We start from the raw sequence: 15,522 nt of genomic DNA, 5'->3' as shown, positions 1-15,522 counted from the left end.
CGGTGCCGTGGCTTCCGCACACTAAACTGGGGAATCGCGAACGTTATCTAGGAGCAAATTGTGGCGGAACGACTCATTCCCGGGGACCCAGCCCCGGACTTCACACTGACTGACAAAGACGGCAGCAGGATCAGCCTCTCGGACTTTCGAGGCAAGAAAACAATCGTCTACTTCTATCCGGCGGCCTCCACACCCGGATGTACCAAACAGGCGTGCGACTTCCGGGACTCGCTGGCATCGCTCAAGGGTGCAGGCTACGAGGTCCTCGGAATCTCGCCCGACTCCCCCGCAGCCCTGGCCAAGTTCGCCACGGAAGAACAACTGACCTTTCCACTGCTCTCCGACGAGGACCACGCTGTAGCCGACGCGTACGCAGCCTGGGGAGAGAAGAAGAACTACGGCAAGACCTACATGGGCCTCATCCGGTCCACCGTGGTGATCGATCCCCAGGGGAAAGTGGAACTGGCCCAGTACAACGTCCGGGCAACCGGCCACGTTGCCAAGCTGCGCCGGGACCTCAAGCTCGATAAGTAGCGGGTAGACTGTAGCCCGATACACCGCCATGGCCTTCCCCGGGTTGGTCATGGCCACCCAGCGCGAGTGGTGAAATTGGCAGACACGCAGGATTTAGGTTCCTGTGCCTTCGGGCGTGGGGGTTCAAGTCCCCCCTTGCGCACAGTGGCACCCCCGGCACTTGCCGGGGGTGCCTTCTTCGTGGACCGGTGGCTCACAGGACGTTCAATTACACTGGAATGCGGTCTGGCCGAAGCCGGTCAGGACCACTTCCAACCGGCTTGAGGGGACAAGAGTGGCAAGCAGCAAGATACGGCGACTGGGCAAGCAGTGCGGTGCCGTCATCCTGGCCCTTGGATTGGCCGCCTGCACGGGAACGCCCGGGCCCCCGCCGTCTTCTTCCACGGGAAGTTCAGCCCCGGCAGCCCCCACCGCTACCTTCAACTTTGGCACGGCTTCCATGCCGCTGGGACTGGATCCCGCCATGACGTCCGATTCCGAGGCCTACAGGGTGACCCGGCAGGTCCTCGAAGGCCTCGTCGGCGTGGACGGCTCCACCGGGCAGACCACTCCGCTGCTTGCCACGGAATGGAAGGACAGCAACAACGGGCTGAGCTATGACTTCACGCTTCGCGAAAAGGTCGCGTTCCACGACGGCACGCCCTTCGACGCGACGGCCGTTTGCGCCAATTTCAACCGTTGGTTCACCTTCTCCGCGGACCTCCGCAAGCAAGCACCGGGAATCTCCTTCCAGGGCGTCTTCAAGGCCTATTCGGATGAGCCGGTGTTCTCAATCTTCAAGGACTGCAAAGTTGTTGCGCCCACCAAGGTGCAGATCAACCTGACACGTCCTTTCACGGGTTTCCTGCAGGCTTTGACACTTCCCGCCTTCGCGATCTCCTCCCCCAAGGCGCTAGAAGCCCAGAAGGCCAACGTCCTGGACACGACACGGAACGGCCAGGCGATCTCCGCCTACGCCACCCACCCGGTTGGCACCGGCCCGTACACGTTCAGTGCATGGGACGAGCAGAAGGTCACCTTGACCAGCAATGAGTCCTATTGGGGCAACAGGGGTCAGATCGCCACGATCAACTTCATTCCCTATGACCGTGCCGAAACGAGGCAGCAGGCCTTGCTGGACGGCAAGATCGATGCCTACGACCTCGTGACGTCCGGCACCTTCGACCAACTGGTTAAGAAGGGCGTCCAGATCATCCAGCGTGATCCCTTTTCCGTGATGTACCTGGGCATCAACCAGGCCGTGGCCCCGCTGGACAAGCTTGAGGTGCGGCAGGCCATTGAGATGTCCATCGACAAGGAAACGCTGATCCGCCGCTTCTTCATCGACAACACGGCCCAAGCCTCCCAGTTCGTACCCCCGAAGCTCAGTGGCTTCAATAACAACGCTCCGTCGCTGGGCTACAACCCGGACAAGGCCAAGGAACTCCTGAAGAAGGCCGGCTATAACGGCGAAGAACTCAAGTTCTACTACCCCCTCAACGCCACGCGGGCCTACCTCCCGACGCCGGAGAAGGTCTACGCGGAGATCAGCCGCCAGCTGGTCGCCGTAGGGATCAACGTCAAGCCCGTTCCCATCAACTGGGAGGACGGCTACCTGCAAAAGGTCCAGTCCCCTGGCGACCACGCTTTGCACCTGTTGGGCTGGAACGGCTCCTATGCGGATGCCGACAACTTCCTGGGACCACTGTTCGGCGAGGCGCGGCCCGAGTTCGGCTACTCGGACGCGGAGGTGTTCCACAAGATCGAACGTGCCCGCGCGCTTCCCAACGGTGACGCCAGGAACACCGAGTACCAGTCCATCAACGCAGAGATCGCAGCGTCCGTACCTGCCGTGCCGATAGCCTTCCCGATCTCCGCCCTGGCGCTCTCCAACAAGGTGGAAAGCTACCCTGCATCCCCGGTCTTGAACGAAGTTTTCACAAACGTCCGCTTAAAGCCTTGACGATTCCCGGCAATTTCAGTATTGGGTGCGCACGGGGATATTCTGTGACAGCCAGTGCCGCCGCTATCGGAGATTGATTGTGACCTTCATTTCCAAGACTCAACATGCCGACGTCGTCCTTATTGGCGGCGGAATCATGAGTGCCACCCTGGGTGCGTTCATCAAGCAGCTTGAACCCACCTGGACCATCTCCCTGTTCGAACGCCTCGACGAAGCCGGGCTGGAAAGCTCCGGCCCCTGGAACAACGCCGGTACCGGCCATGCCGCGCTGTGCGAGCTCAACTACTCCCCCGCGGCCAAGGATGGCTCGGTGGATCCCGCCAAGGCCATCCACATCAACGAGCAGTTCCAGCTTTCGCGCCAGTTCTGGTCCCACCTGGTGGACAGCAACGTGATCGGCTCCCCCAAGGGCTTCATCAACACCGTTCCGCACATGAGCTTCGTCATTGGCGACGACCACGCGAACTTCCTCAAGACCCGCTACGAGGCCCTCAAGCCCAACACCCTGTTCCGGAGCATGGAATACACCGAGGACCAGGCGCAGATCGCCAAGTGGGCACCGTTGATCGTCAAGGGCCGCGACCGCAAGCAGCGGGTCGCTGCAACGCGCGCAGCTGAAGGCACCGACGTCGATTTTGGCGCCCTGACCCGCGAGCTGACCAGCTACCTGCGCAGCAGCGGTGCAGAGGTCAACTACGGCCATGACGTGACCAACATCAACCGCGCCGCCGGCGGCGGCTGGGACCTGTCCCTCAAGCACGCAAAGTCCGGCGAGCACGGCAGGATCCACGCCAAGTTCGTCTTCGTCGGGGCCGGCGGCGGCGCCCTCCACTTGCTGCAGGCCTCCGGCATTCCGGAGAGCAAGGGCTACGGCGGCTTCCCCGTCTCCGGACAGTTCTTCCGTTGCACCGATGAGGCCATCACGTCCCAGCACAGCGCCAAGGTCTATGGCCAGGCTTCCGTGGGGGCTCCGCCCATGTCCGTCCCCCACCTGGATACCCGCTTCGTGGACGGCAAGCGTTCGCTCCTCTTCGGCCCCTACGCAGGCTTCTCCACCAACTTCCTGAAGACCTCCAGCTACCTGGACCTTCCCTTGTCCATCCGCCCTGGAAACATCATTCCCATGCTGGCAGTGGCCAAGGACAACATGGACCTCACGGCCTATCTCATCAAGGAAGTGGCCAAGCGCCACGAAGCCAAGGTGGAATCCCTGCGCGAGTACTACCCCGAGGCCGCCGGTGGCGACTGGGAACTCATTACCGCCGGACAGCGCGTACAGATCATCAAGAAGCACCCGCAAAAGGGTGGCATCCTGCAGTTCGGCACCGAGGTGATCGCTTCCCGCGATGGCTCGATCGGTGCCTTGCTTGGCGCGTCCCCGGGAGCCTCCACTGCCGTGCCGATCATGATCGAACTGCTGCAGAAGTCCTTCCCCAAGAACTTCAAGGGCTGGCAGTCCAAGCTCAAGGACATGATGCCGGGCTACGGCGTCAAGCTCAACGAGAACCCGGAGCTTGCCGCGGAACTCGAAGCCAGCACTGCGCGTTCCCTGCAATTGGACTCCGCACCCGCGCTCCAGGGCTAGTATCCAGGGGCTGCGGCCGGTTCCCGTCAGCCGAACACTTCCGTAGACCTCAGGAGACAATGCAATGTTCCGCCTGGCCACGCTGTCCCTGGGAAACCGGGCCCTGATCGCGCTGATCACCGTCTTTGCGGCGGTGTTCGGCGTGATCACCATGGGTTCGCTCAAGCAGGAGCTCATCCCGTCCATTGAGTTCCCCCAGATCACCGTGGTCACCTCCATGCCGGGCGCGTCCCCTGAAGTGGTGGACAAGCAACTCAGCCGGCCCCTTGAAACGGCGCTGAACAGCGTGGAGGGGCTCGAGTCCACCACTTCCACCTCGCGCAACGGCGTTTCGCAGATCACCATGGTGTTCACCTATGGGTCCAACCTGGACAGGGCCAGGAACCAGATCGACCGGGCCATCTCCAACGCCAAGCGGGTGCTGCCCGCCGACGTCGAACCCCAGTCCATTGCCGGGAACATCAGCGATTTCCCCATCGTTTTCCTGGCGGTGTCCTCGGACAAGCCGTTGAGCGAACTGAACGCCGACCTCCAGCGCCTGAGTGTTCCGCGCCTCCAAAAGATCGACGGCGTCCGTGGCGCCGACGTGACGGGCGGCGCCACGCAGCACATCCTGGTCCAACCGAGGCCCGCGGACCTGGCAAGCTCCGGGGCCTCCGTCCAGTCCATCAGCGCTGCTTTGAAGAACAACGGCGCACTGGTTCCGGTGGGCACCATCGAGGACCAGGGCAAGACGCTCTCCCTCCAGCTCGGCAGCCCCGTCGACTCGCTGGACGTCATCAAGGGCCTTCCGCTGACAGGAGCCAAGGGCGCAGCAACCATTGGGGCAGTGGCCGATGTCAGCATCGAGGACGACGCAGCCACGTCCATCACGCGGACCAACGGCAAACCGACCCTTGCGTTGTCCGTCACCAAGAAACCCGAAGGCGATACTGTCGCCATCTCGCATGCCGTTCGCGACGCCATCGGCCCGATGCAGGACGAGCTCGGCAACAACGCGGTCTTCACCCCGGTCTTCGACCAAGCGCCGTTCATCGAAAAGTCCATCAAGGACCTCACCACAGAGGGTCTCCTGGGCCTGGGCTTTGCCGTGGCCGTGATCCTGGTGTTCCTGATGTCGGTCCGGTCCACCTTGGTCACTGCCGTTTCCATCCCGCTGTCCCTCCTGATCACCTTCATCGGGATCTCGGCCACGGGCTACTCGTTGAACATCCTGACGCTGGGTGCGTTGACCATTGCGATTGGCCGCGTGGTGGACGACTCGATCGTGGTCATTGAGAACATCAAGCGGCACTTGAGCTACGGCGAGCCCAAGCTGACGGCGATCGTCACCTCCATCCGGGAAGTCGCCGGCGCAATTACCGCCTCCACCCTCACCACTGTGGCGGTCTTCCTGCCCATCGCCTTCGTGGGCGATCTCGCCGGTGAACTGTTCCGGCCGTTTGCCTTGACGGTCACCATCGCCCTGCTGTCCTCCCTGCTCGTTTCGCTGACGATCGTTCCCGTGCTCGCCTATTGGTTCCTCGCTGCGCCGGCCAGGGAAGCCGCGGAGCCAACCGCCACCACTGCCGAGCAGGCCAGGGAAGCCGAGCAGCGGACCCGGCTCCAGCGTGGGTACCTGCCCATACTTGCCAAGACGCAGAAGCACCCGGTCGTCACCCTTACCGCCGCCGTCCTGATCCTCGTGGCCACCGCGGCGGCGTCTCCCCTGCTGGCCACGGACCTGCTGGGCCGGTCCGGAGAGAACAGCATGACGGTGCGCCAGGTCCTCCCGGCCGGCACCAGCCTTGAGGCGACCAGCCAGGAAGCCGGCAAAGTGGAGGACATCCTGCGGGGCACGGAGGGCATCAAGGACGTCCAGGTGACCTCCGGCAACGCGCAAACAGGCTTTGCGGCCCTGACATCCACCGGCGCTTCGAATTCGACCTTCACCATCGTCACCGACGAGAAGGCCAACCAGAAGAAGCTCCAGGACGACGTCCGGGCCAAGCTGGCCGATGCAGCGGGCAAGATCACCGTTGGCTCACAGCAGGGTGGCTTCGGCACGTCCTCCACGGTGGACATCACCATCAAGGCGGCCAATTCCGCCGATCTGCAAACAGCCAGCGACGCGATGGTGAAAGCAATGGACGGGGTGCCGGGAAGTACGGAAGTCTCCACCAACCTCGCAGCCAGCCAACCCGTGGTCCAGGTCCGGGTGGACCGGGCCAAAACCGTGGCCGCAGGACTGACCGAGGAACAGGTGGGAGCCTTCCTCGCCTCGACGGTCAGCCCCCTTCCGGCCGGTACGGTCCGGATCAGCACCAACGATTTCCCGGTCCAGATCGGCAAGGGCACCCGCTTTACGAGCATTGCCGCGGTCAAGGCGGTCCAGCTGCCCACGGCGCGGGGTCCGGTGGCGCTCGACTCCATTGCCGCCGTCGAGCAGGTGGACACTCCGGTGTCCATCACCAGCAGCAACGGCCAGCGCACCGCGAAGGTGACCGTGACGCCGTCGGGCTCCAACCTGGGCAGCGTCAGCGCCGCGGTGCAGGAGCGGCTGGCCTCCGTACAGCTGCCGGCCGGTGTCACGGCCGCCATCGGCGGGGCCACGACACAGCAGGCCGAGTCGTTCAGGCAGCTGGGCCTGGCCCTCCTGGCGGCAATCGCGATTGTCTACGTCATTATGGTGGCGGCCTTCAAGTCGCTCATCCAGCCCCTGATCCTGCTGGTCTCGGTGCCCTTCGCCGCAACAGGGGCCGTGGGGCTTCTGCTGTTGACGGGTGTTCCGCTGGGCCTCCCCTCGCTGATCGGCATGCTGATGCTGGTGGGGATCGTGGTGACCAACGCCATCGTGCTGATTGACCTCATTAACCAATACCGGAAACCGCACGATGGAAGGCCGGGGATGAGCGTCGCGGACGCCATCACCCACGGTGCCCGGCAGCGCCTGCGTCCCATCCTTATGACCGCCCTGGCCACGGTGTTTGCCTTGACTCCCATGGCCCTGGGCCTGACGGGCGGCGGGGGGTTCATTTCACAGCCGTTGGCCATCGTGGTGATCGGCGGCCTGGTCTCGTCCACGGCGCTGACGCTGGTTCTGGTGCCGGTCCTCTACAAACTGGTGGAAGGCCGCCGGGAGAAGAAGGAGCTCCAGAAGGCCCTCCAACAGAAGCCTGAACCGGCAAAGGGCAACGGCGGAGACGGCGACTTCGGCGACTGGACCACGGGTGCCGTACCGCGGGTCACCGGCAGGCGGGCCGCCCACAACCCCGCGGAATAGCCGCATTCTCCAAACAGGCAACAACAGGACAGGGCCGGGAACATTTCCCGGCCCTGTCCTGTTACAGGCAGTGATAGATGCAAATGCATCTAGTTTCAAGTACACTGTTGAGCAGGGCCCGGGACTTCGGGCAGGGAGAAAGGCACATCATGCAGATCGGCGTTTTCAGCGTCAGCGACATCACCACCGACCCCACCACGGGCCGCACGCCCACGGAGAACGAGCGCATCAAGGCCTCCGTGGCCATCGCCAAGAAGGTCGAAGAAATCGGCATGGATGTCTACGCCATCGGCGAGCACCACAACCGGCCGTTCTTCTCCTCCTCCCCCACCACCACGCTGGCCTACATCGCAGCACAGACCGAGCGGATTACGCTCTCCACGGCAACCACGCTGATCACCACCAATGATCCCGTGAAGATCGCCGAGGACTTCGCCATGCTGCAGCACCTGTCCGATGGCAGGGTGGACCTGGTCCTTGGCCGCGGCAACACCGCCCCGGTCTACCCTTGGTTCGGCAAGAACATCCAGGACGGGATCGAGCTTGCGATCGAGAACTACAGCCTGCTCCGCAAGCTGTGGGACGAGGACACGGTCAACTGGTCCGGCAAGTTCCGCACGCCGCTGCAGAACTTCACGTCCACCCCGCGTCCGCTCGACGGCGTGGCTCCCTTCGTGTGGCACGGTTCCATCCGCACGCCGCAGATCGCCGAAGTGGCCGCATACTACGGCGACGGTTTCTTCGCCAACAACATCTTCTGGCCCAAGGAGCACTACCAGCAGCTGATTGGCCTCTACCGTGAGCGCTACGAACACTACGGCCACGGCAAGGCAGACCAGGCGATTGTCGGGTTGGGTGGCCAGTTCTTCATGAAGAAGAACTCGCAGGACGCCGTGAAGGAATTCCGCCCGTACTTCGACAACGCACCGGTCTACGGCCACGGTCCGTCACTGGAGGACTTCACCTCGCAGACGCCCCTGACCGTGGGCAGCCCGCAGGAAGTGATCGAGAAGACCCTCACGTTCCGGGAATTCTTCGGCGACTACCAGCGGCAGCTGTTCCTGATCGACCACGCCGGTCTCCCGCTGAAGACGGTCCTGGAGCAACTGGACCTCTTTGGCGAGGAAGTCCTTCCGGTGCTGCGCAAGGAGTACGCTGACTCGAAGCCGGCACATGTGCCCGACGCTCCAACCCACGCCTCGCGAGTGGCCGCCGCCTTGGAGGCCAGCGTCAGCGAATCCGCCCAGGCCGGAACCGCGGGACGGGAATCCTGATGTCCGGCCCAACAGCCACTGCTTCTTCGGCCGTCCGCCTCGCCGCCGAAACCTGGGAGTCCTTGTTCCGCTCCCAGGTGGCGGTGATGCGCAAGCTGCAATCGGGTCCTGCCTTCAAGGCGCTGCCCGTCAAGGAGTACGACGTCCTGTTCACCCTCTCGCGCTGCCCTTCGGGCCAGCTGCGCCAGAACGAGATCAACGACAAGGTCCTCTTAAGCCAATCCAGCCTCAGCCGGCTGATCGACCGGCTGGAGAAGCGCGGCCTGGTGGAGCGGACAGCAGCGCCCGACGACGGCCGGGGAGTCCTGCTCTCCCTCACCGAAGCGGGCAGGGAGTTGCAAAAAAGCATCGGCCGCGAGCACGTGCGGGACATTGCCCACCTGGTGGCCCCTGCCTTGACTGCCGAGGAACAGCGGGAGCTCCTCCGCCTGACGGAGAAGCTGCGGGCGTCCGTGGCCGGCCATCCTGTGGCAGGCGGGAAGTAGTCAGCCCAAGGTGACGTGCTGCCCGGGGTCTTCCCCGGGCAGTTCGCCGTTAACCTCTGCACTGACCTTCAGCGTCTTGAGGGAGAGGCTGCCCCCAACCGTGGACAGGAACGCCGTGTCCGAGGAGTCCCTTCCGGCCGTAATCCGCAGCATGGCTTCGCGCGGCGCCAGCCCGGTGGGATCGATGACCTGCCAGCCACCATCGATGTACGCCTCGGCAACGGCGTGGAAATCCATGGGACTCAGGCCCGGGGCGTACACGGCCGCCAGGCGCGCGGGCACGTCCTTGGACCGCAGGAGGGCGATGGCCAGGTGCGCGAAGTCGCGGCACACGCCGCGGCGGTGCAGGAGCGTCTCCACCGCACCGTCCGTGCCACGCGACGAGCCGCTGACGTAGCGCAGCTCCCCGTGGACCCAGTTGCGCACGGCTGAGAGGAGTTCCGTCCCGTGCAGGCCGCCAAACTCGGCATAGGAGGTAGGAAGCAGCCTGTCCGACTCCGCGTACCGGCTCGGGCGGACATAGCGGATCAGTTCCATCGGCCCGGAGGCATCGGGTTCCCCCCTTCCCACCACGGTGGCTTGGTAGTCCACAGTGACTTCGCTAGGCTCCGCGAACTCCATGTAGTGGAAGCGTCCGCCGTGATGGTCCGCAAGCTCGGCGAACGGGACATCATTGCCGTCACTGGTGATGGAGAGCGTTTCGCTCAGGGATTCGTAGCCGGGGTTGCGGGCCACGGCAATGGCCATGGCAACCTTGGTGTTCGCGACGGTCTTGAAAACGAGCTTGGCAGCTACGTTGCGTTCCATTGATCTCCGGGATGGTTGCGGCGGGACACCCCATGCCGCCATGCGTGTATCGGCCAACAGCAGGACTACAGATTGACCTTCAGAGACAGTAGCATCCGCTGGACGTTTGCGAATTCGGCACCATGCGCCACGTACTTAGCGGCCAGGTCCAAGGTGTCGAAGGACTTGGCGGGCGCCACCTTCTCATCCACGGCGAACGCGTGCAGCGCGGTGACGTCCCCAAAAGCAATATCCCCCTTGCCGGCAGGACCCTGCACGCGGTTACGAAGCTCGCAGGACTGACCATCCGCGCCGGCCACCACATTGGTGATGCCGAACGAGCCGAAGAACTTGTACCCCTGGATGACCCTGAACACCACGCGGGGTTCGATCGTGCCGGAACCCCCGGAGTGCGGCACATCGAGGGGAACGCTGCTGATCACCACATAGGGTTTGGCCTGCCCCACGGGGCAATCCGCGGGAGCAGCGGCGGGCAGACCTGTTTGCAGGGTTGCCACGTACCTTCCGGCGGCGTCCTTCACCTCCACTTTCAAAGCACCGGGAAGGGAACCTGCATCCGGAGCCACAGATTGCACGATCCACTCCTGGGGTACCTCGAAGCTGACGCTTTTCGCCGGATCGGTGTAGGTCTTCCAGGACAATGCCGTGGGTACGGCCTCCGGCGACGCGGAACCGCCGGGAGCCGTGGACGGCAGGCTGCCTCCGGAAGGCGGTGCCGGCGTCGTGCTTTCGCCCGACGGCGACGCGGGCACGGTACCGGACTCCGAGCTGTTGGGCCGCGCCGTGGCGGTGTCCGAAACCTGGGGACCCTTGTTCTGGGCCGTGCAGGCTGTCGTCCCGGCCACAAGGACCACGACGGCGGCAGCCAGGGCGGCGATCCGGCCGGCGACGGTGATGGGTTTTGTCATCCCCTCCATGGGGAAAGCCTATCCGGCGCAGGTCCCGCGACACGCACAGGACTAGGCTGTGGACATGGCTCCCGAAAATACCGACGAATTTTCCGAGTTCGACGACGACATCCCCACCCTGTCCGCAGTGGACGTCGCCGACTGGCGCCTGCGGACCTTCGCGCTGTACCACCATGTGCGGCAGTTGGCGGCGCACGACCCCTTCGACGCCCACAACTACTGGCGGCAGGAGCGGGACCGCATGTTCGCCACCCACCCGGCCTCGGCGCTGACGGATGACGTCAAAGCCTCCTTCTCCGGGCTGCGGACCGCAGACTACGATCCCGCCTTCCGTTTGTACGTTCCGTTGTCGCCGGAGGGCGAAGGACAGGAAATGAACGTGTCCACGGGGACGGACGGTGTTGTTCCTTTCGTCCGTATCGGCACTTTCGAGCTTCCGGGACTCGGTTCCCTGGCCGCTTGGCGCCTGCGCAGCTACGGCGGCGGAATCTTCGTACCTTTCCGGGACGCCACGGCAGGGAAGGACGGTGGGAGCTACGGAGCGGGGCGGTACCTCCTGGACACCATCAAGGGAGCCTTCCACGGAGTCCGCCGCAGCGGCGAAGAGCAGGAGTTCGTAGTGGACTTCAACTTCGCCTACAACCCCTCGTGCGCCTACAACGAAGCGTGGGCGTGTCCACTCGCGGGCCCGGCCAACCGGCTCGCCTCTGAGATCCCCGTCGGGGAGCTTTACGTACCCGCTTAGTGCTCTTGCAGCGGTCCGTGGTCCGGCGGAGGCGGCGGTGGACCGGGAGGTCCACCATGTCCATGCGGTGGTCGCGGCGGGCCGGGCACCGGTGGGGGTGGTGGAACAGCACCCGGCACGTGCTTGCGCAGATGAGGCGGCGGAACCGGGTGGCGCAGGGGTGGCGGCGCCGGGTGTCCCTGCGGCTGTACGGGCAGGCGATCGCCCGATTCCGAACCGCCCTTGTCGACCTCCGGCGCGGCTGCAGGTCCGCCGTCAGCGCCTGATGTCCCGGACGTCGACGCCGTGGCATCCTGGCCCGATCCAACCAAGGCAAAGTACTCGTAGAGTTCCTTCTCCTGGCCTTCAGTGATGACTCCCCGGTCGTTGTCGATCCTGGGTCCCTTTTCCACCTGGTCCTTGACCACGGCCAGCTTGATGGTGGAGTCCTCAACCTCGGCACCGGCCAACGGCGCGAACGATTCTGAGAGGCCGAAGAAACCCGTCCGAACCGTGACGAAGGCCGGGTCGCCCGACTCGCCACTCAGGAAAATCTGTTCCACCGAACCGATCTTCACTCCGGCGGAGTCCACTACTGTCCCGCCGTTGGCCACAATGTTGTCCAGGTCCTCAAGACTGAGCATGGTTCATTGTGCCGCACCGAAGACCTGTGCCGCACCAACGGCGAGCGCCAGGAGTGCCACAGCTGCCACAACCGTCAACGGCGCCACGATCAAGCCGAACAACGCGTAGCCACGCCAGCTGATGCGGACATTCATCTTGGTGAGGCGGTCGTGCCACAACAAGGTGGCCAGGGAAGCCCACGGCGTGATGAGGGGCCCGGCATTGACGCCGATGAGCAGTGCACCCGTCCGCAACGGGGACCCGGCCAGAGGCTCAGCCAGCAGGTAGGCAGGGAGGTTGTTCACGATGTTGGACCCCAGGGCTCCCGTGGCGGCCAGCCTGAGCAGGTCCACGAAGCCTTCTCCTTGGCCGGAAAACTGTCCGATGAGCGCAGGCAAGCCAAGGTAGCGAGTGGCTTCCACCACCAGGAACAGGCCCGCGGCGAACAGGAGCAAGGACCACGGCACCAGCTGGATGGTGAGTGACCGGCGACGCCGGATGGCAAACATCACGAGCAGCACAACGGCGGCCGCTGTCGCTGAGAGCCAGAGCGGAAGCCCCGAAACCAAGGCGGGAAGCAGCAGCGCCAGGACGATGGCCGACGCAAGCAGCAGCACCCGGTCCGTCGGCTGCCCGGAGGTCCCGGCGTCGGGCTTGATCTTGTTCACGGGAACCCGCGCATAGGTGCGCCGCAGGTCCCGCCGGAACACGATGGCGATGAAGGCCAGCGGCACCACGATGGCTGCCAGCGAAGGCGCCCACATGAGCGCGGCGAAGCCGGCAGGGCTGATGCCACCCAGGTTGTGCTGTGCAAGGAGGTTTGTCAGGTTGGACACCGGCAACAGCAGGCTCGCGGTGTTCGCCAGCCACACGGTGGCCAAGGCAAACGGCAGGACCGGGAGTCCGGTCCGCCTGGTGACCGTCACGACCACCGGTGTCAGCAGCACGGCCGTGGTGTCGATGGACAGGAAGATGGTGCTCAGGATGGCGAGCACGGCCAGGAGCAGCCATAAGGCGTAGCTCCGACCACGGCCCCAGTGCCGGAGCCTGCCTGCGATCCATTGGAAAACACCGGCCTCGCTGGCCAGTTCCGTGACAACGGTCATCGCGGCAACAAACCCCATGATGGGAGCCACCCGGTCCACGAGCACGCCCACTTGGTCCCATGGCAGAATTCCCGTTGCCGCGGCAATGCCACCGGCAACCAGCAGGACCGCACCAATGATCGCCAGACGCATGGAACGGATTCTAAGCCCGTGTACTGTGCTCAACCTGCCTGCCGCACGGGAACCGCGTCACACTACCGTAAGCAATGGCGCCCCCAGGGCCGTTGCCCGCAGCCTAGCCTTGAACCATGACCAGATTCCGGAGTCTTGTCCGGGCACACAAGACAGCCACTGTCCTGGCGGGAGCTGCAGTGGCCGTGGCCATAGTGGTGGGGGCAGCACTGTTCCAGCCGTGGCGGCTCTTCACCAGCAGCAGCCTGGACGAAGCACTCCCGGCCGCCCCGGTGGCCGCGAGCTCATCGCCGGTGACGCTTGCTTCTGCTGTCCCGACCGGAACGCCCACGCCAAGCGGACCGATGATCGTCAGTTCGGGCACGTTCCAATCCCAGGAACACGAGACCACGGGCGCTGCCCGGTTGCTGAAGCTCCCGGATGGCAGCCACGTGCTCCGCCTGGAAAATCTGGCCAGCAGCGACGGGCCGGATGTCAAGGTGTGGTTGAGCAGCCTGGAGGCGGGCGGCGATTGGTTCAAGTACCGCTCAGGCCGCTATGTGGACCTCGGTCCGGTCAAGGCCACGCACGGAAACCACAATTACGACATTCCTGCAGGAACCGATGTGGCCGGGCTGACATCGGTGGTCCTTTGGTGCGACCGATTCAGCGTCGCTTTCGGATCGGCCCCGCTCGCCTGAGACCCGCACGAGTCGTTGTGGGGCCCGCACTGCGTGCCCAGGCTGCGACGTGGGGCGTAAAACGGCCCTGGTAATGCATGGGAGGACGTAGGATGTCTTCATGACCACCTCGCTTCCCCGCCGCATCGCCCGCATCCGGCCCCTTGAACCCCAGACGCCGGATGAACAGTTCTTCGCGTCCAACAATGACAAGGACTTCGATTCGGACGCCGGACAGCAGTGGACGCTCATCGAAACCCCCTTCCCCGGATCACGCGCCAACGCGGCCAGTCCGGCCCGGTCCGGCTGGGAAACCGGCACGGTGGTGCACCAGGACCTCTTCACCTTCCTGGCTCCTTCGGTTCCGGCCAACGTGTTCGGCATGGCCCACAACACGGGCCAGCCCGGACGCGACCTGCCACCCCAGGCCTTCCACAAGGCGGCCACGAGCGTGATCGGACCGGATGAGGCCATCCAGCTCAGTTCCACCGTGGGCTATGTGGACCCGGAGGCCGAGCTGACCATCGTGGTCGGCCGGATAGCGCGGGGCCTGACCCTCGAGACGGCGAGGTCGGCCGTCCTGGGGTTCACCATTGGTAACGATGTCTCCGCCCGCGACCTCCAGAAAACCGATGAACTCTGGATCAGCGCCAAGAGCCAGGACACCTTCACCCCGGCCGGACCATGGATCGTCACCGATCTGGATGATTCAAACCTCGCGATCCGGATCGTCCACAACGGCAAGGAGCTCCAGGCCGCGAGCACGGCGGACCTTGGGTGGAAGGTGGACGAGATCCTGGCCTACCTGACGTCCTTCATGACCCTGTATCCCGGCGACCTGGTTCTCACGGGCTTTCCCGCCGAGTGCGCGCGGATCCAGCCCGGGGACGTCGTGTCGTGCCGGGTGGAGGGGATCGGAGAACTGCGCAACCCGGTGATAGAGGCCACGTGGGAGAACCAGCCGGCTTAATGTGTCAGGCTTAAGCCATGGAGACAGCCGCGGACGCCACTGGACTGCGCCCGTCTCCCCCGGCCAAACCGCCCCGCAAACGCCACCGCGGCCTCTTCAAGTACCCGGTTGTCCGTCAGCTCATCCGCTTCACGGGCGTGGGAATCATGTGCACGGCGAGCTCACTGGGCATCTACGCCCTGCTCCGTCCGTGGATCGATCCCCAGCTCGCCAACGCCGTGGCCTTGATCCTGACCTCGCTCATGAACACCGCGCTGAACCGCCGGCTGACCTTCAAGATCACCGGTGGCAAGAAGCGTGCACAGGACCACCTGAACGGCGTGATCGTGATTGTCATTGCGCTGTTCATCACCGGTGGCAGTTTGGGCGTCCTGCACCTGTTCCGGCCTGACGCCACGGTCAGCGAGGAACTCTGGACCACCACGCTGTCAGGGTTTGTTGCCACAGCAGTGCGGTTCACGCTCCTGCGGCATTGGATCTTCCGCCGCGCCCGCCACGTGTAGCAGCGGA

14 protein-coding genes and 1 tRNA gene are annotated in these 15,522 nt (G+C 64.4%); 11 read left to right on the top strand and 4 right to left on the bottom strand.

What is annotated here, in order from left to right:
- The first annotated feature begins 60 nt into the window (after nucleotides 1–60).
- The 7 genes from bcp to ACIQTZ_RS02160 all read left to right on the top strand — a co-directional run bounded on the left by bcp (nucleotide 61) and on the right by ACIQTZ_RS02160 (nucleotide 9,082).
- Nucleotides 61–534 (top strand): thioredoxin-dependent thiol peroxidase, encoded by a 474-nt coding sequence (gene bcp, locus ACIQTZ_RS02190; protein WP_402943279.1) that lies wholly within the window; start codon nucleotides 61–63, stop codon nucleotides 532–534.
- Between the two features lie 60 nt (nucleotides 535–594).
- Nucleotides 595–676 (top strand) — tRNA-Leu (locus ACIQTZ_RS02185).
- Between the two features lie 132 nt (nucleotides 677–808).
- Nucleotides 809–2,476: an ABC transporter substrate-binding protein gene (locus ACIQTZ_RS02180; protein ID WP_400330373.1), complete on the top strand. Its 1,668-nt coding sequence runs from the start codon at nucleotides 809–811 to the stop codon at nucleotides 2,474–2,476.
- A gap of 79 nt (nucleotides 2,477–2,555) precedes the next feature.
- The gene (locus ACIQTZ_RS02175) at nucleotides 2,556–4,061 is read left to right on the top strand and encodes a malate:quinone oxidoreductase (protein ID WP_402977121.1); all 1,506 of its coding nucleotides are present in this window, start codon (nucleotides 2,556–2,558) and stop codon (nucleotides 4,059–4,061) included.
- A gap of 64 nt (nucleotides 4,062–4,125) precedes the next feature.
- Nucleotides 4,126–7,323, top strand: a complete 3,198-nt coding sequence (locus tag ACIQTZ_RS02170; protein ID WP_402977118.1) for an efflux RND transporter permease subunit — start codon at nucleotides 4,126–4,128, stop codon at nucleotides 7,321–7,323.
- Nucleotides 7,324–7,472: 149 nt separating this feature from the next.
- Entirely contained in the window at nucleotides 7,473–8,597 is a 1,125-nt protein-coding gene (locus tag ACIQTZ_RS02165; protein WP_402977115.1) for an LLM class flavin-dependent oxidoreductase, read from the top strand.
- Entirely contained in the window at nucleotides 8,597–9,082 is a 486-nt protein-coding gene (locus ACIQTZ_RS02160; RefSeq protein WP_400330363.1) for a MarR family winged helix-turn-helix transcriptional regulator, read from the top strand. The genes ACIQTZ_RS02165 and ACIQTZ_RS02160 overlap by 1 nt, the downstream gene beginning before the upstream one ends.
- Here the strand turns inward: ACIQTZ_RS02160 and ACIQTZ_RS02155 are convergent, their stop codons facing one another.
- Entirely contained in the window at nucleotides 9,083–9,889 is an 807-nt protein-coding gene (locus ACIQTZ_RS02155) for a transglutaminase family protein (protein ID WP_402977111.1), read from the bottom strand.
- Nucleotides 9,890–9,954: 65 nt separating this feature from the next.
- Entirely contained in the window at nucleotides 9,955–10,806 is an 852-nt protein-coding gene (locus ACIQTZ_RS02150; protein ID WP_402977108.1) for a hypothetical protein, read from the bottom strand.
- Nucleotides 10,807–10,861: 55 nt separating this feature from the next.
- Here ACIQTZ_RS02150 and ACIQTZ_RS02145 point away from each other — a divergent pair, with 55 nt between their 5' ends.
- Nucleotides 10,862–11,542 (top strand): DUF1684 domain-containing protein, encoded by a 681-nt coding sequence (locus ACIQTZ_RS02145; RefSeq protein ID WP_402977106.1) that lies wholly within the window; start codon nucleotides 10,862–10,864, stop codon nucleotides 11,540–11,542.
- On the opposite strand, the gene ACIQTZ_RS02140 is transcribed toward ACIQTZ_RS02145, so the two are convergent.
- The gene (locus ACIQTZ_RS02140) at nucleotides 11,539–12,165 is read right to left on the bottom strand and encodes a PRC-barrel domain-containing protein (RefSeq protein ID WP_402977103.1); all 627 of its coding nucleotides are present in this window, start codon (nucleotides 12,163–12,165) and stop codon (nucleotides 11,539–11,541) included. The genes ACIQTZ_RS02145 and ACIQTZ_RS02140 overlap by 4 nt on opposite strands.
- Before the next feature lie 3 nt (nucleotides 12,166–12,168).
- The gene (locus ACIQTZ_RS02135; RefSeq protein WP_402977100.1) at nucleotides 12,169–13,383 is read right to left on the bottom strand and encodes an SLC13 family permease; all 1,215 of its coding nucleotides are present in this window, start codon (nucleotides 13,381–13,383) and stop codon (nucleotides 12,169–12,171) included.
- 116 nt (nucleotides 13,384–13,499) lie between these two features.
- Here ACIQTZ_RS02135 and ACIQTZ_RS02130 point away from each other — a divergent pair, with 116 nt between their 5' ends.
- The 3 genes from ACIQTZ_RS02130 (at nucleotide 13,500) to ACIQTZ_RS02120 (ending at nucleotide 15,515) form a co-directional block, all read left to right on the top strand.
- A complete protein-coding gene (locus ACIQTZ_RS02130; protein WP_402977097.1) occupies nucleotides 13,500–14,063 on the top strand; it encodes a DM13 domain-containing protein in 564 nt (187 codons plus the stop codon).
- A 100-nt stretch (nucleotides 14,064–14,163) separates the two neighbouring features.
- Nucleotides 14,164–15,012 (top strand): fumarylacetoacetate hydrolase family protein, encoded by an 849-nt coding sequence (locus tag ACIQTZ_RS02125; RefSeq protein ID WP_402977094.1) that lies wholly within the window; start codon nucleotides 14,164–14,166, stop codon nucleotides 15,010–15,012.
- A gap of 17 nt (nucleotides 15,013–15,029) precedes the next feature.
- Nucleotides 15,030–15,515, top strand: coding sequence for a GtrA family protein (locus ACIQTZ_RS02120; RefSeq protein ID WP_400330343.1), 486 nt, complete (start codon nucleotides 15,030–15,032; stop codon nucleotides 15,513–15,515).
- Nucleotides 15,516–15,522 lie beyond the last annotated feature (7 nt).

The organism is Paenarthrobacter sp. NPDC090520, assembly GCF_044769205.1.
In the GTDB taxonomy this organism is placed as follows: Bacteria; Actinomycetota; Actinomycetes; order Actinomycetales; family Micrococcaceae; genus Arthrobacter.
The sequence above is the reverse complement of the archived record's forward strand: the minus strand, read 5'-3'. Positions and strand labels throughout refer to the sequence as shown.

Bases quoted from the DNA above. Each gene is read 5' to 3' on its own strand.
- ACIQTZ_RS02120 (WP_400330343.1), top strand. From the start codon at position 15,030: ATGGAGACAGCCGCGGACGCCACTGGACTGCGCCCGTCTCCCCCGGCC.
- ACIQTZ_RS02155 (WP_402977111.1), bottom strand. From the start codon at position 9,889: ATGGAACGCAACGTAGCTGCCAAGCTCGTTTTCAAGACCGTCGCGAAC.
- ACIQTZ_RS02150 (WP_402977108.1), bottom strand. From the start codon at position 10,806: ATGGAGGGGATGACAAAACCCATCACCGTCGCCGGCCGGATCGCCGCC.
- ACIQTZ_RS02135 (WP_402977100.1), bottom strand. From the start codon at position 13,383: ATGCGTCTGGCGATCATTGGTGCGGTCCTGCTGGTTGCCGGTGGCATT.
- ACIQTZ_RS02125 (WP_402977094.1), top strand. From the start codon at position 14,164: ATGACCACCTCGCTTCCCCGCCGCATCGCCCGCATCCGGCCCCTTGAA.
- ACIQTZ_RS02130 (WP_402977097.1), top strand. From the start codon at position 13,500: ATGACCAGATTCCGGAGTCTTGTCCGGGCACACAAGACAGCCACTGTC.
- ACIQTZ_RS02170 (WP_402977118.1), top strand. From the start codon at position 4,126: ATGTTCCGCCTGGCCACGCTGTCCCTGGGAAACCGGGCCCTGATCGCG.
- ACIQTZ_RS02140 (WP_402977103.1), bottom strand. From the start codon at position 12,165: ATGCTCAGTCTTGAGGACCTGGACAACATTGTGGCCAACGGCGGGACA.
- ACIQTZ_RS02145 (WP_402977106.1), top strand. From the start codon at position 10,862: ATGGCTCCCGAAAATACCGACGAATTTTCCGAGTTCGACGACGACATC.
- ACIQTZ_RS02165 (WP_402977115.1), top strand. From the start codon at position 7,473: ATGCAGATCGGCGTTTTCAGCGTCAGCGACATCACCACCGACCCCACC.
- ACIQTZ_RS02160 (WP_400330363.1), top strand. From the start codon at position 8,597: ATGTCCGGCCCAACAGCCACTGCTTCTTCGGCCGTCCGCCTCGCCGCC.